The sequence below is a fragment of the Kribbella sp. NPDC051587 genome (assembly GCF_044453945.1).
GTDB lineage: Bacteria > Actinomycetota > Actinomycetes > Propionibacteriales > Kribbellaceae > Kribbella.
In genome coordinates this window covers 390,404-414,190 of record NZ_JBITDE010000003.1, presented here as the reverse complement: position 1 = coordinate 414,190, position 23,787 = coordinate 390,404, and the positions used below count along the sequence as shown (strand labels likewise).

General features: G+C 68.3%; 24 protein-coding genes. 12 read left to right on the top strand and 12 right to left on the bottom strand.

Annotated features, from left to right (window positions below; translation table 11 throughout):
* Positions 1–422: 422 nt before the first annotated feature.
* Positions 423–2,762: a protein kinase gene (locus tag ACIA49_RS14150; protein ID WP_396377549.1), complete on the bottom strand. Its 2,340-nt coding sequence runs from the start codon at positions 2,760–2,762 to the stop codon at positions 423–425.
* A gap of 72 nt (positions 2,763–2,834) precedes the next feature.
* On the opposite strand from ACIA49_RS14150, the gene lipB reads away from it, so the two are divergent.
* On the top strand, positions 2,835–3,551 hold the full coding sequence (gene lipB, locus ACIA49_RS14145) for a lipoyl(octanoyl) transferase LipB (RefSeq protein ID WP_396377548.1): 717 nt from the start codon (positions 2,835–2,837) through the stop codon (positions 3,549–3,551).
* A 236-nt stretch (positions 3,552–3,787) separates the two neighbouring features.
* Here the strand turns inward: lipB and ACIA49_RS14140 are convergent, their stop codons facing one another.
* Both ACIA49_RS14140 and ACIA49_RS14135 read right to left on the bottom strand, forming a co-directional pair.
* On the bottom strand, positions 3,788–4,003 hold the full coding sequence (locus ACIA49_RS14140) for a helix-turn-helix domain-containing protein (protein ID WP_396377547.1): 216 nt from the start codon (positions 4,001–4,003) through the stop codon (positions 3,788–3,790).
* The gene (locus ACIA49_RS14135; protein WP_396377546.1) at positions 4,003–4,482 is read right to left on the bottom strand and encodes a DUF2975 domain-containing protein; all 480 of its coding nucleotides are present in this window, start codon (positions 4,480–4,482) and stop codon (positions 4,003–4,005) included. The genes ACIA49_RS14140 and ACIA49_RS14135 overlap by 1 nt, the downstream gene beginning before the upstream one ends.
* Positions 4,483–4,624: 142 nt before the next feature.
* On the opposite strand from ACIA49_RS14135, the gene ACIA49_RS14130 reads away from it, so the two are divergent.
* Positions 4,625–6,514, top strand: a complete 1,890-nt coding sequence (locus ACIA49_RS14130) for a hypothetical protein (protein ID WP_396377545.1) — start codon at positions 4,625–4,627, stop codon at positions 6,512–6,514.
* Between the two features lie 31 nt (positions 6,515–6,545).
* Here ACIA49_RS14130 and ACIA49_RS14125 read toward each other — a convergent pair whose 3' ends face one another.
* The 3 genes from ACIA49_RS14125 to ACIA49_RS14115 all read right to left on the bottom strand — a co-directional run bounded on the left by ACIA49_RS14125 (position 6,546) and on the right by ACIA49_RS14115 (position 9,668).
* Positions 6,546–7,508, bottom strand: coding sequence for a LysR family transcriptional regulator (locus ACIA49_RS14125; RefSeq protein ID WP_396377544.1), 963 nt, complete (start codon positions 7,506–7,508; stop codon positions 6,546–6,548).
* A 109-nt stretch (positions 7,509–7,617) separates the two neighbouring features.
* The gene (locus tag ACIA49_RS14120; protein ID WP_396377543.1) at positions 7,618–8,790 is read right to left on the bottom strand and encodes an ABC transporter permease; all 1,173 of its coding nucleotides are present in this window, start codon (positions 8,788–8,790) and stop codon (positions 7,618–7,620) included.
* Positions 8,787–9,668 carry an ABC transporter ATP-binding protein gene (locus ACIA49_RS14115; RefSeq protein ID WP_396377542.1) on the bottom strand — a complete coding sequence of 294 codons (882 nt, stop codon included), beginning with the start codon at positions 9,666–9,668 and terminating at the stop codon, positions 8,787–8,789. The genes ACIA49_RS14120 and ACIA49_RS14115 overlap by 4 nt, the downstream gene beginning before the upstream one ends.
* A 220-nt stretch (positions 9,669–9,888) precedes the next feature.
* On the opposite strand from ACIA49_RS14115, the gene ACIA49_RS14110 reads away from it, so the two are divergent.
* Positions 9,889–10,761: an RNA polymerase sigma-70 factor gene (locus tag ACIA49_RS14110; RefSeq protein ID WP_396377541.1), complete on the top strand. Its 873-nt coding sequence runs from the start codon at positions 9,889–9,891 to the stop codon at positions 10,759–10,761.
* 46 nt (positions 10,762–10,807) lie between these two features.
* Here the strand turns inward: ACIA49_RS14110 and ACIA49_RS14105 are convergent, their stop codons facing one another.
* Positions 10,808–11,002 carry a hypothetical protein gene (locus ACIA49_RS14105; protein ID WP_396377540.1) on the bottom strand — a complete coding sequence of 65 codons (195 nt, stop codon included), beginning with the start codon at positions 11,000–11,002 and terminating at the stop codon, positions 10,808–10,810.
* Complete coding sequence (locus ACIA49_RS14100) at positions 10,999–11,739, bottom strand: SDR family oxidoreductase (RefSeq protein WP_396377539.1); 741 nt, start codon at positions 11,737–11,739, stop codon at positions 10,999–11,001. The genes ACIA49_RS14105 and ACIA49_RS14100 overlap by 4 nt, the downstream gene beginning before the upstream one ends.
* Positions 11,740–11,857: 118 nt before the next feature.
* On the opposite strand from ACIA49_RS14100, the gene ACIA49_RS14095 reads away from it, so the two are divergent.
* On the top strand, positions 11,858–12,997 hold the full coding sequence (locus tag ACIA49_RS14095) for a low temperature requirement protein A (RefSeq protein ID WP_396377538.1): 1,140 nt from the start codon (positions 11,858–11,860) through the stop codon (positions 12,995–12,997).
* Here the strand turns inward: ACIA49_RS14095 and ACIA49_RS14090 are convergent.
* Complete coding sequence (locus ACIA49_RS14090) at positions 12,969–13,631, bottom strand: response regulator (protein WP_396377537.1); 663 nt, start codon at positions 13,629–13,631, stop codon at positions 12,969–12,971. The genes ACIA49_RS14095 and ACIA49_RS14090 overlap by 29 nt on opposite strands.
* Positions 13,628–14,971, bottom strand: a complete 1,344-nt coding sequence (locus ACIA49_RS14085; RefSeq protein WP_396377536.1) for a sensor histidine kinase — start codon at positions 14,969–14,971, stop codon at positions 13,628–13,630. The genes ACIA49_RS14090 and ACIA49_RS14085 overlap by 4 nt, the downstream gene beginning before the upstream one ends.
* A gap of 56 nt (positions 14,972–15,027) precedes the next feature.
* Here ACIA49_RS14085 and lipA point away from each other — a divergent pair, with 56 nt between their 5' ends.
* Together lipA and ACIA49_RS14075 are read left to right on the top strand one after the other, a co-directional pair.
* On the top strand, positions 15,028–15,966 hold the full coding sequence (gene lipA / locus ACIA49_RS14080; RefSeq protein WP_396377535.1) for a lipoyl synthase: 939 nt from the start codon (positions 15,028–15,030) through the stop codon (positions 15,964–15,966).
* 17 nt (positions 15,967–15,983) lie between these two features.
* Positions 15,984–16,679, top strand: a complete 696-nt coding sequence (locus tag ACIA49_RS14075) for a DUF4191 domain-containing protein (protein WP_396377534.1) — start codon at positions 15,984–15,986, stop codon at positions 16,677–16,679.
* Positions 16,680–16,736: 57 nt separating this feature from the next.
* Here the strand turns inward: ACIA49_RS14075 and ACIA49_RS14070 are convergent, their stop codons facing one another.
* Complete coding sequence (locus ACIA49_RS14070) at positions 16,737–16,949, bottom strand: hypothetical protein (protein WP_396377533.1); 213 nt, start codon at positions 16,947–16,949, stop codon at positions 16,737–16,739.
* A 204-nt stretch (positions 16,950–17,153) separates the two neighbouring features.
* Between ACIA49_RS14070 and ACIA49_RS14065 the strand changes: the two genes are divergently transcribed.
* Positions 17,154–18,434 carry a class I SAM-dependent methyltransferase gene (locus ACIA49_RS14065; protein ID WP_396377531.1) on the top strand — a complete coding sequence of 427 codons (1,281 nt, stop codon included), beginning with the start codon at positions 17,154–17,156 and terminating at the stop codon, positions 18,432–18,434.
* 421 nt (positions 18,435–18,855) lie between these two features.
* Here ACIA49_RS14065 and ACIA49_RS14060 read toward each other — a convergent pair whose 3' ends face one another.
* On the bottom strand, positions 18,856–19,326 hold the full coding sequence (locus ACIA49_RS14060; protein ID WP_396377530.1) for an RDD family protein: 471 nt from the start codon (positions 19,324–19,326) through the stop codon (positions 18,856–18,858).
* A 191-nt stretch (positions 19,327–19,517) separates the two neighbouring features.
* Between ACIA49_RS14060 and glnA the strand changes: the two genes are divergently transcribed.
* From glnA to ACIA49_RS14035, 5 genes are all read left to right on the top strand, one after another.
* Positions 19,518–20,942: a type I glutamate--ammonia ligase gene (glnA, locus tag ACIA49_RS14055; protein ID WP_396377529.1), complete on the top strand. Its 1,425-nt coding sequence runs from the start codon at positions 19,518–19,520 to the stop codon at positions 20,940–20,942.
* 97 nt (positions 20,943–21,039) lie between these two features.
* Positions 21,040–21,816, top strand: a complete 777-nt coding sequence (locus ACIA49_RS14050; RefSeq protein ID WP_396377528.1) for a methyltransferase domain-containing protein — start codon at positions 21,040–21,042, stop codon at positions 21,814–21,816.
* Positions 21,817–22,091: 275 nt separating this feature from the next.
* The gene (locus ACIA49_RS14045) at positions 22,092–22,880 is read left to right on the top strand and encodes a maleylpyruvate isomerase family mycothiol-dependent enzyme (protein WP_396377527.1); all 789 of its coding nucleotides are present in this window, start codon (positions 22,092–22,094) and stop codon (positions 22,878–22,880) included.
* A 107-nt stretch (positions 22,881–22,987) separates the two neighbouring features.
* Positions 22,988–23,344, top strand: coding sequence for a YciI family protein (locus ACIA49_RS14040; RefSeq protein WP_396377526.1), 357 nt, complete (start codon positions 22,988–22,990; stop codon positions 23,342–23,344).
* The gene (locus tag ACIA49_RS14035) at positions 23,341–23,754 is read left to right on the top strand and encodes an NUDIX domain-containing protein (protein WP_396377525.1); all 414 of its coding nucleotides are present in this window, start codon (positions 23,341–23,343) and stop codon (positions 23,752–23,754) included. Before ACIA49_RS14040 ends, ACIA49_RS14035 begins: the two co-directional genes overlap by 4 nt.
* Positions 23,755–23,787 lie beyond the last annotated feature (33 nt).

The window sequence follows — 23,787 nt, the reverse complement described above, 5'->3', positions numbered from 1 at the left end:
GTGGCGTGGCGGGGACCCCACTCCGGGCACGCACCCCCGGGCGAGCGCCACCCCCGGGGCACACACCACCCCGGCACGCACCACCCCCGGCACGCCCACCCCCGGCACGCGACCCCTGGGCAGGCGCCACCTCGGGCACGCGCCACGCCGGGCGCGCGCTGGGCTTGGGGACGGCGGGTGAGGGGTGTGGCATTGGTCAGGGTGGGGTGATGGCGGCGATGCGCCACTCGGGTGGCTGGCTCTGCGCTCGTTGGCGATCGGCGGGTGTGACGGAGGTTGGTGTGGTGGTGACGGTGATGGCGGCATTGGTCAGGGTGGGGTGATGGCGGCGATGCGCCACTCGGGTGGCTGGCTCTGCGGTCGTTGGCGATCGGCGGGTGTGACGGAGGTTGGTGTGGTGGTGACGGTGATGGCGGCATTGGTCAGGGTGGGGTGATGGCGGCGATGCGCCAGGCGGGTGCTTGGCTCTGCGCTCGTTGGCGGTCGGTTGGTGTGGTGGTGAGGGTGATGAGGTGGGTGGTGGGGGTGCCGGGTGGGAGGGGTGTGGTGGTGCCGGTTTTGTCGACTGCTTGGCCGGCGGCTAGGTGGTCGGTGGTGCGGAGGATGACTGTGGTGGGGGCTTGGCGGGTGATGGTGGTTTTGTCGATCTTCAGCCGGAGGCCATGGATGCGGACGCCCTTGCTGCGGTAGTCGGCGAGGAGCGCGCGGTCCGAGCGCCAGGGTGTGCTGCCGGGGATGTAGATGGTGTCGAGGAGAGCGACATCCAGGGTCCGGAATGCCTGTGCACGTTGAAGATCCAGCGCCCGTAGGGTCCTCAGCCACTCGGCGACGCTTCGTTCAGGGCCGGTACGTCGAGGTGGTGGTGGCGCGGTGGGGTCCGGCCGCCGTGGGGCGGGCGTTCGCGTCCGGCTTGGCTCGGAGGTCGTTGTCGGTCTTGTCGATGGTGGGTGCGGCCGACTGGCGGGGGTTGTTGGGGGTGAACTGGCTGAACCTGTTGAGTTGGTGGGATGTGCGGTGCTCGGTGTTGTGGAGGGCTGCTCGGATGCTGCGATGGCTGTGTCGGAAGGGTCCAGGACCAATCGAGCTGCGAGCGCTAGCACCAGCAGCACCGCAAGACCGAGCCCCACAGCGCCCGCCACACCGAAGGGCGGCCGGGCGAGCAATCCACGGAACCTGCCGACGAGCGCACCGCTCGTCTCGCGATTCGACGTGGTCCACGCGGTGCGTAGGCGTCCCCGCCAGGTATGACGCCGGCGCCAGGGGCGGCGACGGGTGAGGGCGCGAGATTGCGCCAGCTCGGGCGACCGGGTCGGCCTCGCGCCGAGAGCGAAGGGTGACGCTTGTGGGTCTTGTCGATCGGCGATGGGAGCGTGCGGGCTCCGTGATGCCTGCGCAAATGCGGACGACGGTGCGGAAGATGTCGTGTCTGAATCTCGCAGGTCGATGGGAGCGCGCGGGGGCGGTGACGCTTGCGCCAAGGCAGGCGAAGGTGAGGAAGAAGTCGTGCCTGAGTCTCGCCGGTCTGCGACAGGAGCGCGCGGGCTCGGTGATGCCTGCGCAAATGCGGACGACGGTGCGGAAGAAGTCGTACCTGGGTCTGGTCGGTCGGCGACGGGCGCGTGCGGGGGCGGTGACGCTTGCACGAAGGTGGGCGACGGTGTGGAGGAAGTCGTGTGTGGGTCTCGCGGGTCGGCGATGGGAGGTAGCTGGCCAGGTGGGGTCGGCTCGGGGGTGGGCGGGGGTGCGGGTGGGGTCGGGCGGGGGGTGGACCAGCTGATGGCGGGCTCGATGTGGGTGGTGCCGATGATGTGGGTTTTGGTGGGCAGGATGACGTGGGTCTTGGTGAGGGACGTTGGGGCGAGGCGGGACAGCGGGTCGGCGACAGGGTCCGGCGTACGGCGGATGAGCCTGGGTAGGCGGGGGCGTTTGGGACGGCTGGGCAGCGGTTTGGGGGCCGGGGGTTGGGGAGTGGCGGGGTGTTGGAGGGCGGGTTGGGTGGGCGGTTCGGAGGGCGGCGGGGCGAGGGGGCCGCGGGAGGTTTCGATGGGGTCGTCGTCGGAGGGCGGCTGGGCGCTTGGGTGGAGGTCTGGCGTGAGGTCGTCATCGTCGCCGACGAGGATTGGTTCTGGGGTGGTGAGGGTGAGGAGGTGGGTGGCCAAGCGGTGGGACGGGGTTTCGGTGAAGAGGGCAGGAGTGAACAGGGTCGCGGGGCCGCCGGCGTGCAGGGCGAGGGTGGACAGGGCTTGGCGGTCGTTGGCGGGTGACGGGGGTTCGGTTGGTGGGTCGGTGAGGGGGCGGATGTTCAGGGAGTGCAGGGCTGCGTCGGTCAGGATCGGGCGGCCTTCGACGTCGATCAGCACGTTCGGGGGCGTCACGTGGCCGTGGATGAGGCCGCAGCGGTGCAGGTAGTGGAGGGCGTCGGCGAGTGGGCTCAGCAGGGTGACGAGCTCACCAGGTGACAGGCTCCCCCGGCGGTTCAGCACCTTGGTGAGGCTGAGGGCAACGACGTACTGACTGAAGACGAGCCATTCGGAGGCGGTCTCGCGGACCTCCAGGACGCGGGCGACGTGCGGATGGTGGATGCGTTGCAGGACCATCAGCTCGTCGCGGAACTGCTCCTCTCGCTGGATCGCTGTGACAGGAATGCGTTTGAGCACGGCATGGCGGCCGGTGGCGAGGTCGCGGACCTGCCAGAGCGTTCCGGCCGATCCGGACCCGAGCCTCCGGCGCAGGCTGTAGCCGGCGAGGTCTTCGAGTGCCATGCCAAGAGGATGCACCGATCGCCGCCAGCCCCGCGGAAGTTATCCACAGGCTCCCGGCCTACACTCGTTGACGTGACGGGTATCAAGTACGTGGAGGCTGGGTTCGGCGCCGAGGCAGTGGATTACCAGAGCGCGTGGGCGGAGCAGCGGCGCTTGCACGCGGAGGTAGTCGTGGGCACCGATCCGGGGACCGTCATCCTGCTCGAGCACCCCCCGGTCTACACCGCCGGCAAGCGGACCGAGGCCCATGAACGTCCCGTCGACGGGACGCCGGTGGTCGACGTCGACCGCGGCGGCAAGATCACCTGGCACGGTCCCGGCCAGCTCGTCGGGTACCCGATCGTCAAGCTGGCCTCACATGTGTACGTCGTCGACTACGTCCGGCGTCTCGAGGAAGCGCTGATCGCGGTCTGTGCCGAGCTCGGTGTCACAACGGGTCGGGTGAAGGGCCGCAGCGGAGTGTGGGTCGCCGCTGACGAGCGCGGTCGCGAGCGGAAGATCGCCGCGATCGGGATCCGGGTCTCGCAAGGTGTCACCATGCACGGGTTCGCGCTGAACTGCGACAACGACCTCAGCTGGTTCGACCGGATCGTCCCCTGCGGGATCTCCGACGCCGACGTCACGACGCTCTCGAAGGAACTCGGTCGCGACGTACCGGTGACCGAGGTCCTCGGCTCGGTCCGCCGTCACCTCGATCACTTCCTCGCCTGGGACGCGTACGACCGCACCCCGGACATCGCTCACGCCGAGCAGCCGCCCGCCGGCATCACCTACGGCCTCACTGTCTAGCCCACCTCAGCCCGCGTTTCGGGTCGGCACACTCGGTGATCCGGCCGGGCCGGGGAGCGGAACTGGCCTGAATCGACAGGCAAAACACCCCAGCCCCTGTTGACCCGACCTTGCCCGAGTGTCGTTGCTGCCTGCACAAGGACAGGAGGTGTCGGGTGGATCGGAGGTCGGGTCGGTCGGTGTGAGCGTGGGCAGCGATATGCGTAGGTGGGTACGTCCTGTCGTTGTGCTGGACGTCAGGCGGGGTCTTCGTCGATCCACTCGAGGAGGTCTCCGGGCTGGCATTCCAGGACTCGGCACATGGCTTCGAGGGTGCTGAAGCGGACCGCTTTGGCGCGGCCGTTCTTCAGGACGGCGACGTTGGCGGGGGTGAGGCCGATGCGCTCGGCGAACTCGCCGACGCTGAGTTTGCGGCGGGCCAGCTCGACGTCGATCCGGACGACGATCGGCATCAGATCACCGCTTCCATGTCGGTGCGGAGGGTGGTCGCGCGCTGGAGCAGTGCGCGCATCACCACCATCAGCAGCCCGAGCACGGTGATCACGACCTCCAGCAGGAGCAGCACCATCGGCAGACCAGGGTCGTCGGCGTGCAGGACGACGTACAGGAAGATGACGCCGACCACGAGCCAGACGCCGCCGATCGCGCCGATGATCAGGTTCACCCAGAAGGTGGCTGCCGGGGTGAAGATCCGGTCGCGCTTGACCATCGTGAGCAACATCCAGGTCGAGACGACGACCACCTGGATGCAGAGCACCACGAAGCCTGCAACGAAGGTGGCCGGCCAGCGGAGGTCCGCGTCGGCCGGGTTCACCTCGGCCTGATGGCGGAACTGGCCGGGCAGCGACAGGGTCTGGAACACGACCAGGATCGCGAACAGCACCACCAGGAAGACCCGGAGCGCGGCGACCGCTCGATTCTCACTCAGCATGTATCGAGAATCGCTGGCAATCTATCGATTGTCAATCGGACCATTCAGGTACGGCGGCAGTCGCGCACTGAAAGTAGTCACCCTTGGGGTGGTTGCGAAGTGTCTGCCAGGCGGAACGGTCAAACGTCGCTACGGTGGAGGGGTGTCCAAATTTCTTGGCTTCTTGCTCGGGGTGGCGGTCGCACTGGCCGGGCCGGCGGTGTTCGGGGTGCTTGGTGCGCCGGGTGGTATTCAGCTGAACACCAAGGAGATGGCGCTTGCCTACGGTGTAGGTGCGCTGCTCTTCTGGGCGATCGTGTCGTACTTCTCCGGCGCGGCCGCGATCGGTGCGTTCCTTGCCTTCGGCACGCTCGTGTACTGCTGGCTGTGGATCCCGAACCGCACCACGAACTTCCTCGACGACGTGCCGGGCGTGACGAACGGCATGGTCGACGGGACGCGCCAGTACACGCTCAACGGCGTCGTACCGATCCTGACGGTGATCTCGCTGGTGTACTCGATCCAGCTGATCGCCCGGAGCGTGCAGCGTCGCCGTCGTGCGCGGGTCGAGGCCGAGCGGCTGCAGCGCGAGCAGGAAGCCGCGCAGGCACAGCAGGAGGCGGCCGCGGCGGCGGTCTATCCCGTTGCCGCGAGCACCTATCCGGCCGAGTCGTACGCCGCGCCGTCGTACGAGCCTTCGAGCCGGTACGACGATCTGTTCGACGACGAGCCGGAACCCCCGCGCAACCAGGCCGACGAGCAGACCGCGCAGTTCCCGGTCGCCGAGTCGGCACCCGAACGGACCGCAGCGTTCTCGCCGTTCGCCGATGACGTTGCCGACGGCAACGATGAGACCGTGCTGGTGCCGTCCGACCGCGACGAAACCGTTGTCGCACAAGCACCGGCGCCGGATTCCGGCGAGGTCACGGTCATCGCCGCGGACCACGACGAGACCACACAGGCAGCCGACCTGGAAACCCGCGAGGTCGAACAAGCCAGTACGCCGACCCCTGCGGACGCGGCTGACGAGACCGCAGTGGCTGAGCCCGCACCGGCCGACCCAGAGACCCGTGAGCCGAGCGAAGCCGATGCAGGCACGCCAGTGGCCGCAGCTCCAGTAGCCAGCACTCCCCCGCAGGCCGACACCGCACCCGCGGCTGATGCGCCGGTAGCTAGCGCGCCCGCGGCACCTGCAGTTGCCGCTCACGCACCTGCGGCCGAGCAGACCGCAGTGGCCGAGCCTGCACCGGCCGACCAGGACACTCGTGAGGTCGCGGAGACGCCGAGTGCTTATACATCTCAGGCCGACGCAGACACGGTCGGCACATCCGAGCACGGTACGCCGGTGGCGGCTTCAGCAGTTGCCCCTGCGGCCGAGCAGGCTGCGGTGGCTGAGCCCGCGTCGGCCGACCAGGAGACTCGTGAGGTCGCAGAAGCAGCACCGCGGGGTGATGGGGCTGGTGCGGATGACAGAGGTGCGTCTGGGGTTGGCGGGCCAGTCGCTAGCGCTCCCGTGTCTCCGGCACCGGGGGCTGGTGCGGATGACGGTGGCGCGTCTGGGGATGGCGGACCAGTCGCTAGCGCGCCCGTGACGCCTGCACCCGCGGCACCGGTGGCTAGCGCTCCGCCCGCACCCGCACCTGGTGCTCCCGTGGCGTCCGCACCTGTGGCTAGCGCTCCTGCCGCACCTGCGGCTGGCGCTCCCGTGGCACCGGCACCGGGGGTTAGCGCTTCGCCTGCGCGTGAGACGAGTGGGCCGGTTGAGGATCCTGATGATGAGCGGTTTGATCCGCCGGCGGGTGGTGGCTCGGCTGGTGGGGACGAGACTGCCGTCTATCCGACCCAGCCGGAGAAGCCTCAGGCGGCTGAGCGCAACGCGGATGGCGGTGGGTGGCAGGCGGCTGAGGCGTTTGCTGAGCCGGTGGGTGGGACCGAGCGAGTGGGTCAGCAGTATCGGGAGCGGATGGAAGACCCCGAGGACACTGGCGAGTTCCACGTGAGTGCATTCGAGGGGCCCTTCAATACCCCGGGGATTCGACCCGCCGGAGCTTGAGCAAGACCTTGTGGCGTGAGGCCTTTACGGCTCACGCCACATGCATGTGATGGTGCGGCTGGTCACGGCGGGCGTGTTCGGCGAGCGCCTCGTCGTACGCGGCGGTTGCCATGGTCAGCACGTCGGTGGCCATCTGTGCGCGTGGCGAGTCAGAACTCCACGCCAGCAACAGACGCCGGTGAATGGGGTCGCCGCTCAGCGGCCGCGTGATGACGTCCTGGGACAGCATCCGGTACGACGTCGGTGAGACGAGCGCGACGCCTTGACCACTGGTGACGAAACCCATCAGGACCGAGGTGTCGACCGAGTGATGCTCGATCTTCGGCTGGAAGCCGGCCTGCTCACACGCGGCGCGGAAGAGCACGTGGAAGCCACTGTCGTCCGGCGGCTCACCGATCCACTCTTCGCCGGCCAGCGCACCCAGGTCGACCTCGTCGCAACCGACCAGCGCCAGCGGATGTCCGGCGGACATCACCACGTACGCCGATTCCGACTCAACCACCGTGCAGGCCTCGACACCCGTCGGAAGCCGCAACTCGAAGCCGGGGAACTCACGCAGCAAGGCAAAATCGAGCCGCCCGCTCTCCAGCTGCTGCAGCAGCACGCTCGTCGACCACTCGACCTCGATGCTGACCTGCTCGATCTGACCGTGGTCCCGCAGTCGCTGAGCGATCCCTGACATCGGTGCCGTCGGGAAACCGCCCAGCCGTACGGCGCTCGACTCGACCGCCGTCATCGCGGACACGGTCGCGGAGAGATGGTCGACGTCGACGAGAATCGCGCGGGCCCGGTCGACGGCGTACCGGCCTAGTGCGGTCGGGGTGACGCCGGTGCGGGAGCGTTCGAACAGCTCGCCGCCGAAGGCGGCCTCGATCCGCTTGAGCTGCGCGGTCAGGCTGGGCTGACTGACCTTGAGCCAGCGGGCGGCCCGTCCGACGGACCCCGCTTCGGCTACCAGGACGACAACCCGGAGATGGCGCAGCTCCACGTTCATGCGTTGAGACCGTAGTCCAAGTCGAGACACAGCACACAGGTACCCAAGATTGCGGTTTCGTCACAGCCCGGGCGAACCTTGTAACGTTTACCCGGGCCGTGACGATAGGTCACCCAGCCTTGAGCGACAGCGCCTCGCGATAGCCGAGCCGGCGGCCGGTCTGCAGCAGCGTGCGCTCGTACAGCCGTGCTCCGACCCGGATGATCAGCGCCGTGCTCAGGAGCAGGATCGCGATCGCCGCCAGCGGCTGCCACAGCGGCACGTCCTCGGTCAGCATCCGCCCCGGCATCGACATCGACGACGCGACCGGCACGAACGACGCGATCGTCTTGGCGCTGGAGCCGGCGAACACCGAGAAGAAGAACGGGATCATCAGGATCATCTGCCCGGGCAGCGTGGTCGATCCGAGGTCCTCCTGCCGCGTGGCCAGCGAGCCCGCGACGGCCCACAACCCCGCCAACGCGACGAACCCGAGGACGAAGAACACCACGAACCAGCCGGCTACCGGCGCCACGATCGACAAGATGTCCAGCCGGTCGGTTGCCGTGAGCCCGATCAGGGAGGCGATCGCGATCACCAGGATCTGGCTCAAAGCCAGCACGGTGTTGCCCAGCACCTTGCCCCATAGCAGCGACCGGATCGGTACCGAAGCCGCGAGGATCTCGACGACCCGGCTCTCCTTCTCCTGGACGACGCTCTGCGCGATCATCATCCCGAACCCGAGCGCGGTCATGTAGAACACCAGAGCGAGCCCGATGTTCACGAAGTCCGATACGTAGCCGGGCAGCGGCCCGGGCTGCAAAATCTTCTCGGTCACCTGAGTACCGGCCCGCAACTGCTCCGGCGTCAGCTTGACCGCGGCGGCGTTCTTCTCCATCCCGACCGCAGCCGCGGCGGCCCGCAGTGCGCTCCCAACTCCGGAGTCCACCTTCTCCTTGCCGATGACGACGTACCCGTCAGACCCAGGCAACAGGGCGGCGGTGGCGTCAGTCTTCGTGACCGCGGTCTCCGCAGCCGCCTGGTCCGCAACTCGCAGCACCTCATAGCCCTTGCCACCGGCAGTCTCCGAAGCCCGCTGTACGACGGCCGCGCCGCCGTCGTCGATCACGGCGATCTTGTCCGCCCCACCGCCACCGGCGAACACCGCCGGGAGGATCACCGCGGCCAGGACAATGGCCAGCATCACCAGCGTGGAGCCGATGAAGGTCTTGTCCCGCAGCTTGGTGGTGATCTCGCGCTCGGCGATCAACAGCCACGGTCGATCCAGTGTCCGGTCGTTCATCGGGTCGCCTCCCGGAAGACGTCGCTCAGTGCCACCCGCTCCGGCCCGAACTCCAGGACCGGTCCACGGCTCATCGCCTGCTGAAGAATCTGTTGTGCGACACCCGAGTCCTCGGCGTCGAAGAGCGCCGTACCGCCGGCCACGTCCCGCACGTGCAGACCGGGCAGGTCACGCAGCCAGCCGGCGTCACCGTCGACGACCAGCCGGTACGTCGGGTTCTGGCTCGCGGCCAGCTCGGAAACGGGGCCCGCGGCAACGACCTTGCCCCGGGACAGCACCACCAGGTCGTCACACAGCCGCTCGACCAGGTCGAGTTGGTGGCTGGAGAACAGCACCGGAACCTCCGGCGTGACCTCCTCGCGCAGCAGGTCCACCATCGCGTCGACCGCCAACGGGTCGAGACCGCTGAACGGCTCGTCCAGCACCAGCGCGATCGGCTCGTGGATCAGCGCGACCGCGATCTGCACCCGCTGCTGGTTGCCCAGCGACAGCGTCTCCAGTACGTCGGTCGCGCGCTCGCCCAGCCCGAGACGACCGAGCAGCTTGTCGGTCCGCTCGGCGGCGCGGTTCGGGGTCATCCCGTGCAGCCGGCCGAAGAAGATCAGCTGGTCGCGGATCTTCATCTTCGGATACAGCCCACGCTCCTCCGGCATGTAGCCGAAGTCCTGCCGTACCTTCTGCGTCAGCAGTTCGCCCTGCCAGCGCACCTCGCCGGCGCTGGCCGCCAGAACGCCGAGGATGATCCGCATCGTCGTCGTCTTGCCGGCACCGTTGGCCCCGACGAACCCGGTCATCCGCCCCGGCACGACGTCGAACGTCACGTCGTCCAGCGCGAGCTGTTCACCGAACCGCCGAGTGAGCCCAGCCACCCTCAGCATCCGTCACCGCTCCTGTCACCTTGACCCCCTCGACCGGACGCACGCCCGGCCGCTACCCAAAGTTATCGACTACGGACCCCGCCGAACGTCGGCCGCCAGGGTGATCGCCGGGGTCATCCGCACGGTGGAGAGCCGGACGTGGGCTACGCCACGGCGCCCCGATGTCACATTCGGCGTGTCCCGATGGTCGGAGCTTGTGACGGTACGACGAGGGAGGATGATGACGACTGTGAGCGACGACCTCGAGCAGGCAGCCGCGGTCTTCGGGGAGGTGCGGCCGAGGCTGTTCGGCATCGCCTACCGGATGCTCGGCAGCGCCAGTGAGGCCGAGGACATCGTGCAGGACGTGTGGCTGCGCTGGCAGACCGCCGACCGCAGTGTCGTGCTCAACCCGGCGGCCTACCTGGCCACCGCCACGACCCGGCTGGCGATCAACGCGACCCAGTCCGCCCGGGTACGTCGGGAGTCGTACATCGGACCGTGGTTGCCGGAGCCGGTGGACACCAGCGCGGACCCGTACCTGGGTGCGGAGCGCGGTGAGGCGCTCGCGTTCGCCGTACTGCTGCTGATGGAGCGCCTGTCCCCCAACGAGCGGGCGGCGTACGTACTGCGGGAGGCGTTCGACTACCCGTACAGCCAGATCGCGGACATCCTGCAGCTGAAGGAGCCTGCGGTGCGGCAGCTGGTCAGCCGCGCTCGCAAGCACGTGGACGGCGAGCGGCGGGTAGAGGTGGACGCGGCCGAGCAGCAGCGGCTGCTGACCGCGTTCGTCCAGGCGGCCAAGTCCGGTGACCTTGTGGAGCTCGAAGGACTGTTCGCCGCCGATGTGACGAGCGTGTCCGACGGCAACGGCAAGGCGCGCGCGTCGAAGTACCCGGTGGTCGGCTCGGAGCGGGTGGCAAAGTTCTTCCGCGCCTTCCACGACAGGTTCTGGGACGGCGTGGAGGTCGTCTGGACGCAGATGAACGGCGCACCGGCCGCGACGCTGACCGTCGACGGCCGGGTCAGCACCATCCTGACGGTCAGCTCGTCCGCCGACGGCATCTACCAGATCAACGTCCAGATGAACCCGGACAAGCTCCCACGCAGCTAGAGCAGGGCTCCGGGTGCGCGGCCACGCACCCGGAGCCGGTCCTGTTTCAGTTCCCTGGTTCTTCCAGGGCCTTCGTCGCGCCGAGGAGGCTCTGCAGGCTGGCCTGCTCCATGGCCTCTTCGGCAGGGTCGACCAGCCACTGCTCAACGGGCAGCTCAGCGTCCGGTACGGCGGCCTGCAGCGCACCGAGTTCCGTCGCGGTCTCGGCCTCTAACTCGTGCAGGAAGTCGTCGCCGGTCACTGCTTCTCCCAGTCGGCGTAGTGGATGCGGCCGAGGGTGGCCGGGCCGATCGGGACCAGTGCGTCCTCGCTGACCACAGCGCCGTAGTACGTCGCCTCCGGGTCGGTCACGACCTCACGGGGGTCGTTCAGCTCGGTCAGCGCCTTGCGGAAGAACTCGTCCATCCGCTCCTTGTCCGGTCCGGCGATGTCGACCCGGCTGTTCAGCGGCTCGCCCACGGCGACCTTGGCAACCTGGTCGGCGACGTCGTCACCGGCGATCGGCTGGAAGTTCACCGGCTGGATCCGGACGACACCGTCGACGACGGAGGTGTCGGCGATCGCCTTCACGAACTCGAAGAACTGGGTCGCGTGGATCAGCGAGTACGGGACGCCGGAGGCCTTGATCAGCTCTTCCTGAGCGATCTTGGCGCGGAAGTAGCCGATCTGCGGCGACCGCTCGCTGCCGACGATGGACAGCGCAATGTGGTGCCGGACGCCGGCCTTCTGCTCGGCAGCGAGCAGGTTGGTGGTGCCCGTGCGGAAGAAGTCCAGAGCCGCCTGGTCCTCGAACGACGGCGAGTTCGACAGGTCGATGACCGCGTCCGCCCCGGTCATCACCTCGTCGAGGCCCTCACCGGTCAGCGCGTTCACGCCGGTGTTGGGCGCCGCCGCGACTCCTTCGTGGCCGTGTGCCTCCAGCCGCCGTATGACCTTCGATCCGATCAGCCCGGTGCCCCCGATCACGACGATCTTCACAACCAGCCTCCTGTCAGACAGGCGCCCGACTGGCGCCACTCACCAGCCAAGACAGGCCAGTACGCCGAGTTGTGACAGCCGCCGTCACATCGGTGCCGGCTGGGCTGTCTTCACTGGTATGCCGACCACTCGCCTCCGCATCCCGATGCGTGCGCGTCCGATCGACGAGCCGCACCGGGCGTCCAGCCCGCTGGAGCTGCTGTTCGACCTCACCTTCGTAGTGGCGGTCGCCGCAGTCACCGCAGAGCTCGCACATAGCATCGCCGCCGGCCACGCCGAGGTGCTCGGGTTCCTCCAGGTGTTCTTCGCGATCTGGTGGGCCTGGATGAACTTCACCTGGTTCGCGTCGTCCTACGACACCGACGATCTGCCGTACCGGCTGCTCACGATGGTGCAGATGGCCGGAGTGCTGGTGCTGGCAGCCGGAGTGCCCGCCGCTGCGGCCACAGGTGACTACCGCACCGTGCTGATCGGCTACCTGATCATGCGGGCCGGACTCCTCCTGCAGTGGCTGCGCGCGGCGTACGAGGATCGCGTCAGGCGACGAACAGCACTCCGATACGCCGTTGGCATCGTCACGACCCAGGTGGGTTGGGCACTGGCTCTCGTGTTCGCTGACCTGGCCCTGCCCTACTTCATCGCGTTAGTGATGCTCGAGCTCGCCGTACCGCTGTGGGCCGAGTGGCGGCATCCGGCGACCAACTGGCATCCACACCACATCGCCGAGCGGTACGGGCTGTTCGTGATCATCCTGCTCGGCGAGAGCGTGCTGGCGGCCAGCCGCGGCGTCGAAGCCGCCGTAACCGCACACGCGGTGGACAGCTCCTTCGTGCTGGTGGCAGGTGCCGGCCTGGTGCTGCTGTTTGCCCTGTGGTGGCTCTACTTCCTCCACCCCGCGGGCGAAGGCCTCAGCGAGCGCCGTGCGTACTCGTACCACTGGGGCTACGGCCACTACTTCCTGTTCGCCGCACTGGCCGCGTTAGGCGCCGGCCTCGAGGTAGCGGTCGAACACACCGCACAGAACATCGGGTACGCCGTTGCCCTACCGGTAGCCGTGTTCCTGGCGATGGTGTGGCTGGTGCACGCTCAAATCATCAACCTGCCGGTCATGCGGCGCGAATACACGCTCATCAGCGTCGTCATCGTGCTGGCGCTCCCCCTGGTGCTGTCCACGGTCGGAGTGGTCGTCGGGTGCGCAGCGGTCGTCGTACTGCTGGTTGCGGTTGTCCTCAGCCAGCCAGGTCATCGCCAGGCGTGACCAGTCCGCACTCGTAGGCGAAGACGACAGCCTGGACACGGTCGCGCAGCCCGAGCTTGAGCAGCACCCGGGAGACGTGGGTCTTGACCGTGGCCTCACCGACGTAGAGCTGGTTGGCGATCTCGGTGTTGGTGAGACCGCGGGCGATCAGGCCGAGCACCTCACGTTCGCGCTCAGTGAGGTCGGCGATCAGGTCCGGGCGGTAGACGCGCTCGCCGCCACCAGTGAACCGCTTGATCACCCGCCGGGTCACCTCGGGCGCGAGCAGCGCGTGGCCGGAGTGCACGACCTCGATGGCCTCGACCAGGTCCTCCGGTGCGGTGTTCTTCAGCAGGAAGCCACTGGCCCCGGCGCCGAGCGACTCGAACAGGTAGTCGTCGCGGTCGAAGGTGGTCAGGATGATCACCTTGCCGGCATCGGCGGCCACGATCTTCTGGGTCGCGGTGATCCCGTCCATCCCCGGCATCTGGACATCCATCAGTACGACGTCCGGCCGCAGCTGCAGCGCGAGCTCGACCGCCCTCTCGCCGTCGGCGGCCTCACCGACCACCTCGATGTCGGCCTCGACCGAGAGGATCATCCGGAAGCCGGCCCGGACCAGGTCCTGGTCGTCGACCAGCAGGACGCGCATCATTCGTTCTCTTTCCCCTCGAACCCGCCTTGCACCGGGATCCGCACCCGGACCCGGAACCCACCGACCGGCCGGGGGCCGATCTCGCTCTCCCCACCGAGCAGACCGACCCTCTCACGAATCCCCACATGGCCCAGCCGGCTGCCGACCGGGGCATGTTTCGGGCGGCCGTCGTCGATCACTTCGAGCTCGACCGCGTCGGCCAGGTATCGCAGGGTGATGTGCGCACTGCGGGCGGTCGAATGCCGCCGTACGTTGGTCAGGGCTTCCTGAGCGATCCGGTAGACGGAGACCGACACCGTCTTCGGGAGCTGGAGCGGCGCACCGATCTGGTGGAAGCCGACCTCCAGGCCCTCGCCGTTCACCTCGGCGATCAGCGCGGGCAGCCGGTCCGCTCCGGCCTGCGGCGCCTTGGCATCCGGCGCCTCCACGTCGAGATCAGGGTCCGCGGCGCGGAGCATGCCGAGCAGCTGGCGCATCTCGTTCACCGCGGTCCGGCTGGACTCCTCGATCACCCCGAGCGCGTTCTTGGCCGCTTCGGGATCCTTCTCCATCACCCGCCGCGCTCCCCCGGCCTGTACGCCGATGCTGCTGATGTGGTGAGCCACCACGTCGTGCAACTCACGGGAGATCCGCAGCCGCTCGTCGATCACCGCGCGCCGCGCGTTGGCCTCCTGCTGCGCGGCCAGCTCGGCTGCCTGGCTCTCCAGCTCTTGCCGCTGACGCGCGATCCCCCACGCCGTCCGGCCCCAGAAGTAGGCGCCGAAGAAGTAGAGCCCGTTCAGCGCCAGCGACAGGATGACGTTCGACACGTACGGCGACAGGAGAGCCTTGTTCGGGCCCTCGATCGAGTTCGCCCGCAGCGCCTCGATGAAGTTCAGCGCCAGCCAGCCGAACATCGCGAGGTACACCAGCACAACCGACGCCTTCATCAGCCGGCGGTCCCGCGACCATGCGGTCGCCGCATAGATCGCCATGAACATCGAGGCCTGGGTGACCAGGTTGCCGCCGAAGGCGAACATCGCCCGCTCGCCGCTGACGATGAACAGCACCGCGACCGCGAGCATCACGGGGATCGGGTAGCGGCGGCGCAGACACAGCGGCAGCGCGACTGCGGCGCTCAGCACGTACGCCTCGACGCCGCCGATCCCGAGATCGACCGGCTCGGGAAACGCACCGCGCGCCAACTCGGTGCCGAGCGCTCCCAGCACCGCCAGCGCCAGTCCGAGCAGGATGTCCGCGCGCTGCTGCTGGCGGGTCGGCCGAGGCCGCTGCCAGGCCTCCACAGTGGCGCCGGTCACAGGCGGGGCTGCGGGTGTACTCCCCAGTTCAAGCGTGGCCATAGCTCATCAGCGTACGGGTGAGTGAGCCCTGACGGCGGGCGCGTACTCTGGGGGCTGTGACGATCGCCCCTGAAGGACGGAAACTGCTCAGGCTCGAGGTGCGCAACGCGGAGACCCCGATCGAGCGCAAACCCGAGTGGATCAAGACCCGCGCCAAGATGGGCCCGGAGTACCAGGCCCTGTCGAAGCTGGTGAAATCCGAACAGCTGCACACAGTCTGTCAGGAAGCCGGCTGCCCGAACATCTTCGAGTGCTGGGAGGACCGGGAGGCCACGTTCCTCATCGGTGGCGACCAGTGCACCCGCCGCTGCGACTTCTGCCAGATCGACACCGGCAAGCCGGAGGACCTGGATCGCGACGAACCGCGCCGGGTCGCCGAGTCGGTGCGGACCATGGGTCTGCGCTACGCGACCGTGACCGGTGTCGCCCGCGACGACCTCGAGGACGGCGGCGCCTGGCTGTACGCCGAGACCATCCGCCAGATCCACGAGCTCAACCCCGGCACCGGGGTCGAGATGCTCGCGCCGGACTTCAACGCCGTACCGGAGCAGCTCGCCGAGGTGTTCTCCTCGCGGCCCGAGGTGTTCGCGCACAACGTCGAGACCGTGCCGCGGATCTTCCGCCGGATCCGGCCCGGCTTCCGCTACGAGCGCTCGCTCGACGTCATCACCCAGGCCCGCGACTACGGTCTGGTGACCAAGTCGAACCTGATCCTCGGCATGGGCGAGACCCGCGACGAGGTCAGCCAGGCGCTCAAGGACCTGCACGCGGCGGGCTGCGAGATCATCACGATCACCCAGTACCTGCGCCCCTCGGTGCGGCACCACCCGGTCGAGCGGTGGGTCCGGCCGGAGGAGTTCGTGGAGCTGCAGACCGAGGCCGAGGAGATCGGATTCGCCGGTGCGTTGTCCGGTCCGCTGGTACGGTCGTCGTACCGCGCCGGACGGCTGTACCGTCAGGCCATTGAGTCACGTATGAACGTCCCGCAGGCTTAGATCAGGACAAGGTAGAGATGGCCAAGAACGACGCGCCCGAAGAGAAGACCAGCCGGCTCCAGCAGATCCGGTCGGCGTACCAGTTGACCAAGAAGTCCGACCCCACGGTCGGCCTGGTACTCGCCGGGATCTTCCTCGGCATCGTCGCGCTCGCGGTCCTGGGCGGGTTCCTGGTCGGGCCGCTGCTGGTCTGGATCCCGCTCGGTGTCGCGCTCGGCTTCCTGGCCGCCACGATCGTCTTCGGCCGCAAGGTCGAGAAGGCGGCGTACAGCCAGATCGAGGGCCAGACCGGCGCGGCCGCGTCGGCACTGCAGACGCTGCGCCGCGGCTGGAACGTGACGCCCGCGGTCGCGGTCACCAAGAACGCCGACATCGTGCACCGCGTCGTCGGCCGGCCGGGCATCGTCCTGGTCGGCGAGGGCCAGCCGAGCCGGGTGAAGAACCTGCTCTCGGCCGAGGGCAAGAAGCACACCCGGGTCGCCGGCGGCGCACCGGTGATCACGCTGATCGCCGGTCAGGGCGAGGACGAGATCGACATCCGCAAGCTGACCAAGCACGTGATGAAGCTCCCGGCCGCGCTGCAGCCGTCGGAGATCACCGACCTGCTCCAGCGGCTGAAGGCGCTCGACGCCGTCCGCCCGCAGGTCCCGATGCCGAAGGGCCCAGTGCCGACGAGCATGAAGGGCGCCCGGCAGGCCATGAAGGGCCGCTGACCCCCGAGAACACAAGACGGCCCCTGCCCACCCCAGGTGAGCAGGGGCCGAGCTCTGTCACCCGTAGATGTACAGGTGGTAGCGCCACTCGGGCGCGTCGACCCAGACGCACTCCGCGCCGGTCTGGCTGTCGATGATCTGATCCCGGACGTAGGCGCACTCGCTGTACTGCAGGAACGTCTCCGGATACTCCGAGTAAGCGCTGGCGGGGACCACGGCGACGGCACTGAGGGCTGCCACCAGGGCACCACCGATCATGAGCTTTCGCACTGACCTCTCCTTTCAATCGCTTGTTTCAGTCAGCTTGCCAGTACCCAGGGTCTCCGGTCTGAACCAGAAAAGGTCCGGGTAACCGATGGGCTTCAGGGGCGTTTGACTAGGCGTGGGGTTTCTCTGTGCCTCGTGTCGCAGCGGCCGGGAGGCAATCGGCCATAGAGTGCGGCCAGGACGGTTCTAGGGGTGAGGTAGAAAGTCATGACGGATCTGATGCCGGCGGTGCACCAGCCGGTCGCCGAGACGTGGCCGACGCTGGCCAGGCCGCGGTCGAACCCGGTACGCCGGGTGGGCGCGCTCGCCGCGATCCGTCTGATCGCCAAGGACCTGCCCGCGACCATCCACCTCGACAACAAGTCCTACGGCCTGGGCGGCCCGGCGATGCGGGTGCACCGCAGCGCCGCCTTCCTGGACCGGCTCGGGCAGGACGCCGGCTCCGGCTTCGGCGAGGCCTACCTGGCCGGCGACTGGGACCCCGAGCCCGGGACCGACCTGGCCGACCTGCTGGTGCCGTTCGCCGAGCGGTTCAGCAACGAGGAGACCCGGCACCTGCTGCCGAAGTGGGCGCAGTCGCTGCGCTGGCTGGTGACGCGCACCCAGCCCGGCGAGCAGGAGAACGACCGCGCCGGTGCCCGCGAGAACATCAGCCGGCACTACGACCTCAGCAACGCGATGTTCTCGGAGTTCCTCGACTCCACGCTGACGTACTCGGCCGCCTACTTCGGCACCCCCGATCCGATGGCCGGGCTCGGCGAGGCGTCGTACGACGAACTCACGCAGGCGCAGCTGAACAAGCTCGACGCGATCCTGGACGCCGCCGGCGTGGTCTCCGGGTCCCGGGTGCTCGACATCGGCTGCGGCTGGGCGAGTCTCGCGATCCGCGCGGCGCAGCGCGGCGCCTGGGTCACCGCGATCACCATCGCGTCCCAGCAGGCACTGCTCGCGCAGCGACGGATCGCCGACGCGGGCGTGGGTGACCGCGTGCAGGTGGCCTTGCGGGACTACCGCGATCAGATCGGCGAGTTCGACGCCGTACTGAGTGTGGAGATGATCGAGGCGGTCGGCGAGAAGTACTGGCCGGTCTACTTCGACGCGATCGAACGGCGACTCGCGCCGGGCGGGGTCGCCGTCGTCCAGGCGATCGTGATGCCGCACGAGCGGATGCTGGCCACCCGCAACACCTTCACCTGGGTGCAGAAGTACATCTTCCCCGGCGGCCTGATCCCGTCGGTCAAGGTGATCGAGGACGTCACCCGTGAGCACACGGGACTGCAGACCGAGGTCCTGCTGCACCTCGGCGGCGACTACGCCCGCACCCTGCGGATCTGGCGCAACCGCTTCATCGACCAGTGGCCGGCCATCGCCGAGCTCGGCTTCGACGGCACCTTCCGCCGGATGTGGGAGTTCTACCTCGCCTACTCCGAGGCCGGCTTCCGCACCAAGTACCTGGACGACGTCCAGCTGCGCTTCACCCGCCGCTAACTACTTGCCGCCGGCAATTGTTTCCGGCTAGACCTTGTGCATGTCGAGGATCGCACGGCTCATCCCGACGTAGGGGACGCGCAGGGTGAGCCCGCGCGGGTCCTTGGCCTGCGAGGGCAGGTTGGTACCGCAGCGCGTGGCGACTCCGCCGGGCTTGAAGGTGACCAGGCAGCCGGGGCCGAGCTGGCCGTTGCCGCTGTGGCAGTAGGTGTGGGCGTCGGCGACAGCGTGGAGGGTGGCGTCGCCGACGCCGTGGGAACACTCGCGCTGGGGGTCGTGGCCTGCTCCCCCGACGAGCCACAGGCAGCCAGCATCAGCAGTCCTGCGGCGAGTACGGCGGTTCGGGTCACAGCGAGGTTCACGACACCGATCCTGGCGCGGCGGAAGTTCACTGGGTGTGAGGTGGCAGGGAACTGCCAGATCAGCGCCGTACGACGATCGTGTTCGCCGCGCGGTCGTGGAGTCCTCGGTGGTCGCGGTCGAACACGACGGCCGGGAGAACCAGACACAGCAGTACGGCGCGGATCACGCCGCCGAGGAGTCCCACCTGAGCGCCGTACCCGGTGGAGTTCGGTCCGGCCTTGAGGCTCAGCACGCGCAGACCGAGCGCACGGTGACCGATCGTGCCGCCGGCCAGTCCGCCCAGGATCGCGCTCATCCCGAAGAACGTGACCAGTTGCGCCGTACTGAAGTCGTTGCCACCGGCCCAGATCGGTTTGCCGGTCACCGCGGACGCGATCAGACCGGCGATCAGCCAGTCCAGCAGCAGCGCCACGATGCGGCGGCCCCAGCCCGCGGCCGAGCCCGGGCCGGCCTCGGGCAGGCCGAGCCGGTTGCCCGGAAAACGGAACTCTCCGGAGGGTCCTGTGCCCGGCTGGGCCGATGATGCCATGATGGCTAGCCTACGGAAGCCCCGAGACGGTCCGGTCAGCGGTCCGGAAGATCTCAGGGCGTCACCGCCGTACACCAGTGGGTCAGCGCGGACACGCTGGGCGTAACATCCGCGAAACATTGAGGTCATGGCCGAGTAATCGGCAGGCCCTACGTTCAGCTGTAATCTCTGAGCCACCCCGAGGAGTACGTATGTTTTCCAGCGCTGAGGAGCTGCTCGCCTACGTCAAGGACGAGGGCGTCGAGATCGTCGACGTCCGGTTCTGCGACCTGCCGGGCATCATGCAGCACTTCACCGTCCCGGTGTCGTCGTTCGGTCCGGAGGTCTTCGAAGACGGCCTGGCGTTCGACGGTTCGTCGGTCCGCGGTTTCCAGCAGATCCACGAGTCCGACATGAAGCTGCTGCCGGACCCGACCAGCGCCTTCATCGACGAGTTCCGCAGCGCCAAGACGCTGGTGGTCAACTTCTTCGTGCACGACCCGCTGACCGGTGAGGCGTACTCGCGCGACCCGCGCAACATCGCCCGCAAGGCGCAGGAGTACCTGAAGTCGACCGGCATCGCGGACACCGCGTTCTTCGCCCCCGAGGCCGAGTTCTACGTCTTCGACGACGTCCGCTTCGAGACCAAGGCGAACTCCTCGCACTACTCCATCGACTCGATCGCCGGCGCCTGGAACACCGGCCGCGTCGAGGACGGCGGCAACCGCGGCTACAAGGTCCGCTACAAGGGTGGCTACTTCCCGGTCGCACCGACCGACCACTTCGGCGAGCTGCGCGACGACATCACGCTGGCCCTGGAGCGGTCCGGCCTCACCGTCGAGCGCGCCCACCACGAGGTCGGCACCGCCGGCCAGGCCGAGATCAACTACCGCTTCGGCGAGCTGCTGCAGGCGGCCGACGACGTGATGAAGTTCAAGTACATCGTCAAGAACACCGCCTGGCAGGCCGGCAAGACCGCGACCTTCATGCCGAAGCCGATCTTCGGCGACAACGGCTCGGGCATGCACTGCCACCAGTCCCTGTGGAGCAACGGCGACCCGCTGTTCTACGACGAGTCCGGGTACGGCGGCCTGTCCGACACCGCCCGCTGGTACATCGGCGGCCTGCTCAAGCACGCCCCCTCCCTGCTGGCCTTCACCAACCCGACGGTGAACTCCTACCACCGCCTGGTCCCCGGCTTCGAGGCCCCGGTCAACCTGGTCTACTCCTCGCGTAACCGCTCGGCCTGCATCCGGATCCCGATCACCGGCTCCAACCCCAAGGCCAAGCGCATCGAGTTCCGCTGCCCCGACCCGTCGGCCAACCCATACCTGGCCTTCGCCGCCCAGCTCCTGGCCGGCCTCGACGGCATCCGCAACAAGATCGAGCCGGCCGACCCGGTCGACAAGGACCTCTACGAGCTCCCCCCGGAGGAGCACGAGGGCATCGCCCAGGTCCCCACCTCCCTCCCGGCCGTCATCGACGCCCTCGAGGCCGACCACGCCTTCCTCCTCGAAGGCGACGTCTTCACCGAGGACCTGATCGAGACCTGGATCGACCTCAAGCGCACCCAGGAGATCGCCCCCATCCAGCTCCGCCCGCACCCCCACGAGTTCGAGCTCTACTACGACGTGTGATCCACCCGTAGCGCCTGAGACGGCGGTCAACCTCCCAAGGTTGGCCGCCGTTTTCGCGTCGGTCTGGGTAACCTGCCGCATGACGGAGGAGGACCTTTTGACGAGTTATGACTCACTGGCCGAGGTGTACGAGTGGCTCATCTCGGATGCGAAGCTGCCCCCGGCCGAGTTCGCCGCAGCGTTCGACGACGCCCTCAGTCTTGTGCCGTCGAACGCTCGGGTCCTCGATTGTTCGTGCGGTACCGGTCAGTTGGCGGTGGGCCTCGCCGGTCGTGGCATGGAGGTTGTCGCGACCGACGCCAGTGCAGCGATGGTTCGCCGTACGGCGGAGCTGGCCGAGGAGTGCGGTGCGTCTGTCCGGACCCTGCGAGCCGACTGGCAGGAGTTGCCCGACCATTTCGGTGACGCCACCTTCGACGCGGTGTTCTGCGTCGGCAACTCGCTGCACCACGCGCAAGGCGCGAGCGGTAGGGCTGCCGCGCTAGCGTCGATGTCACGCCTGCTACGCCGCGGCGGGCACTTGGTCCTCACCTCGCGTAACTGGGAACTCGTGAGGTCCAGAGGCTCCCGGCTGGACATCAGCGACCGACTCGTCCGCCGGAACGGTCACGACGCCGTCGTCATCTACCGCTGGGACATCGCACCGCAGTGGGCGGACGAGCACCACATCGAAATCGCGATCGCGCAGGTTGATGCGACTGGTCCGGTTCGCGTTCGCTCCGAACTGCTCTCGAGCTGGCCGTACCGGCACGACCAACTCGAAGACGAGTTGCAGTCCGTCGGATTACGCACTGTCAGCAACACGTTCAACCCCGACGCCGAGAACTACACAGTCATCGCGACCAAGGCCTTGGCAAGGGATAGCAGTCTTTGACACCGTCACGTCCGGTCGGCCACTCCGGTCACCCTGCCTCCACCTTTCTGTACGGCGTCGGCCGGGCCGCGAGTGGTCACGTGGGGGCGGTAGCCCGCAGGTCCGCGCGGTAGCGCGTACGGCTGGGGGTGGGTGGGGCGGCTGCGGAGCACGCGACGAAGGAGCGGGAGTAGCTGGCGCGGGGGAAGGAGCAAGGTCACCAGATTTGGTGATGACTGGAGTGTCGCGGTCGGGGAGGGTGGGGGCTACGTGGCCCTTGCGTGAGAGGAAGATTGATGAGTGAGTTGAGCGCGGAGCGCGCCCGTCAGGCGATTGTCGAGCACACCAGGCGCCTGGCGGAGTCGGCCCAAGCGGCCGGCCCGGGGGCCGCCGTACCGACTGCTCCTAAGTGGACTGTCACCGAACTGGTGGAGCATGTGGGGCAGACGCAGAACTGGGTTGCGGAGATTATCGAGCGGCGGATCACCGACCCGGCTCAGTTGCCCACGGAGCTTGCCGTACTGCCGACTGATGCTGGTGAATGGGCGGCGTGGCTGGAGCAGGGTGCGCTGCGGATCACCAGCGCGTGCTCGGACGACGCGATCGACGCGCCGGTCTTCAACGCCGCGCAGGATGGGCGGACCGGGACGCAGTTCTGGTTGGCCAGCATGCTCAATGAGGCGGTCGTGCACGGCTTCGACGCAGCCAACGCGGCGGGGCGCTCGGTTGAGGTCGAACCGGATGTCGCGGCCGAGCTGATCAGCAACCACCTGGCGATGCTGACCTCCGCGACGTGGGAGATGCGGCGCCCCGAGTCCGCTCAGGCCATCCGGGGCGCGGGCGAGAAGCTGCAACTGCAGGCCACGGACGACAGTGGCGCCTGGCTGATCGAACGCCGCCCGGACGGTGCCGTCTGGCGCGCCGCGACCGAGCAGGCCGACGTGACGCTGTCCGGCCCGGCACAGTCCCTCTTGCTCGCCCTGACTCGCCGCCTCCCGCTGGCCGAAGCTCCCGGCCTCACCGTCACCGGCGACGCCGCCCTGGTCGACCAGTGGATCGAAAGCACGCCCCACGTCGACGGCTGAACCAAGCGGCACCAAATTGTCTGCCGGTAGGTTGTCGAAACCGGCGGATGGTGTTCGTAGCGTAGGTAGCGGCGGACGACGGGTCCGCTCAAGCCTAGGGAGCAGCCATGCCTGAGTACCTCATCTACTTCAACCAGCAGTGGGTGGGCGACCACACCGAGGAGTGGTTCCGCGGCCGCGGCCCGCTCGCCCGAGCGGTCACGGAGGAGATGAAGGAGGCCGGCGTCTACGTGTTCGCCGGTGGGCTGGAAGAGGAGGACGGGCCGGTCTACCACGCCGACCCGACCGGCGACGAGGTACTGATCACCGACGGGCCCTACGTGGAGACCAAGGAGTTCCTGGGCGGCTTCGCCCTGGTGAGCGTCCCCGACGACGAGACGGCCAAGTTCTGGGCCGGCAAAGTCGCCGAGGCCTGCGGCTGGCCGCACGAAGTCCGCCGCTTCAAACCACAACCCAAAGCGTGACGCATTTCGGCATCTATGGGGTATGGCGGCAGGCCGGGCGTCTCGTGCTGGTACGCAAAGCACGAGGCCCGTACGACGGCCTGCTCGACCTCCCGGGTGGCACCCCGGAGCGTGGTGAGTCCACGGACGCCACGCTTCGGCGCGAGCTGTGGGAAGAGTGCGGCGTGGAGCTCACCCACGTGCTGGAAACCGCCCGCTTCGAGATTCGGGTCGGCCGGGATTCCTCCGGCCGCCCGATCGACTTGACCCACGCGGGCCTGATCTCGCGTGTGAAGGTCGAAGGCCCAGTCGTGCTGGACATTGCGGCGGAAGACGTTCGAGGCGTGGTGCTTGCGACGGCAGCCGACGAGGCCGTGTTCTCGCCGCTCGTGAGCGAAGCCCTCCGGCAGTTCCCCGACCTCCGGCCCTAAACAAGGGACTGCATGGAGGCGACACCCCTCATG

What these genes read in the sequence shown, in the direction of transcription:
- ACIA49_RS14115 (WP_396377542.1), bottom strand. Translation starts at nt 9,668, where the DNA reads ATGCTGAGGGTGGCTGGGCTCACTCGGCGGTTCGGTGAACAGCTCGCG.
- ACIA49_RS14135 (WP_396377546.1), bottom strand. Translation starts at nt 4,482, where the DNA reads ATGCTGAGTGAGAATCGAGCGGTCGCCGCGCTCCGGGTCTTCCTGGTG.
- glnA (WP_396377529.1), top strand. Translation starts at nt 19,518, where the DNA reads ATGTTTTCCAGCGCTGAGGAGCTGCTCGCCTACGTCAAGGACGAGGGC.
- ACIA49_RS14150 (WP_396377549.1), bottom strand. Translation starts at nt 2,762, where the DNA reads ATGGCACTCGAAGACCTCGCCGGCTACAGCCTGCGCCGGAGGCTCGGG.
- ACIA49_RS14085 (WP_396377536.1), bottom strand. Translation starts at nt 14,971, where the DNA reads ATGGCCACGCTTGAACTGGGGAGTACACCCGCAGCCCCGCCTGTGACC.
- ACIA49_RS14125 (WP_396377544.1), bottom strand. Translation starts at nt 7,508, where the DNA reads ATGAACGTGGAGCTGCGCCATCTCCGGGTTGTCGTCCTGGTAGCCGAA.
- ACIA49_RS14110 (WP_396377541.1), top strand. Translation starts at nt 9,889, where the DNA reads ATGACGACTGTGAGCGACGACCTCGAGCAGGCAGCCGCGGTCTTCGGG.
- ACIA49_RS14045 (WP_396377527.1), top strand. Translation starts at nt 22,092, where the DNA reads ATGAGTGAGTTGAGCGCGGAGCGCGCCCGTCAGGCGATTGTCGAGCAC.
- ACIA49_RS14075 (WP_396377534.1), top strand. Translation starts at nt 15,984, where the DNA reads ATGGCCAAGAACGACGCGCCCGAAGAGAAGACCAGCCGGCTCCAGCAG.
- ACIA49_RS14120 (WP_396377543.1), bottom strand. Translation starts at nt 8,790, where the DNA reads ATGAACGACCGGACACTGGATCGACCGTGGCTGTTGATCGCCGAGCGC.
- ACIA49_RS14090 (WP_396377537.1), bottom strand. Translation starts at nt 13,631, where the DNA reads ATGATGCGCGTCCTGCTGGTCGACGACCAGGACCTGGTCCGGGCCGGC.
- ACIA49_RS14060 (WP_396377530.1), bottom strand. Translation starts at nt 19,326, where the DNA reads ATGGCATCATCGGCCCAGCCGGGCACAGGACCCTCCGGAGAGTTCCGT.
- ACIA49_RS14065 (WP_396377531.1), top strand. Translation starts at nt 17,154, where the DNA reads ATGACGGATCTGATGCCGGCGGTGCACCAGCCGGTCGCCGAGACGTGG.
- ACIA49_RS14140 (WP_396377547.1), bottom strand. Translation starts at nt 4,003, where the DNA reads ATGCCGATCGTCGTCCGGATCGACGTCGAGCTGGCCCGCCGCAAACTC.
- ACIA49_RS14040 (WP_396377526.1), top strand. Translation starts at nt 22,988, where the DNA reads ATGCCTGAGTACCTCATCTACTTCAACCAGCAGTGGGTGGGCGACCAC.
- ACIA49_RS14095 (WP_396377538.1), top strand. Translation starts at nt 11,858, where the DNA reads ATGCCGACCACTCGCCTCCGCATCCCGATGCGTGCGCGTCCGATCGAC.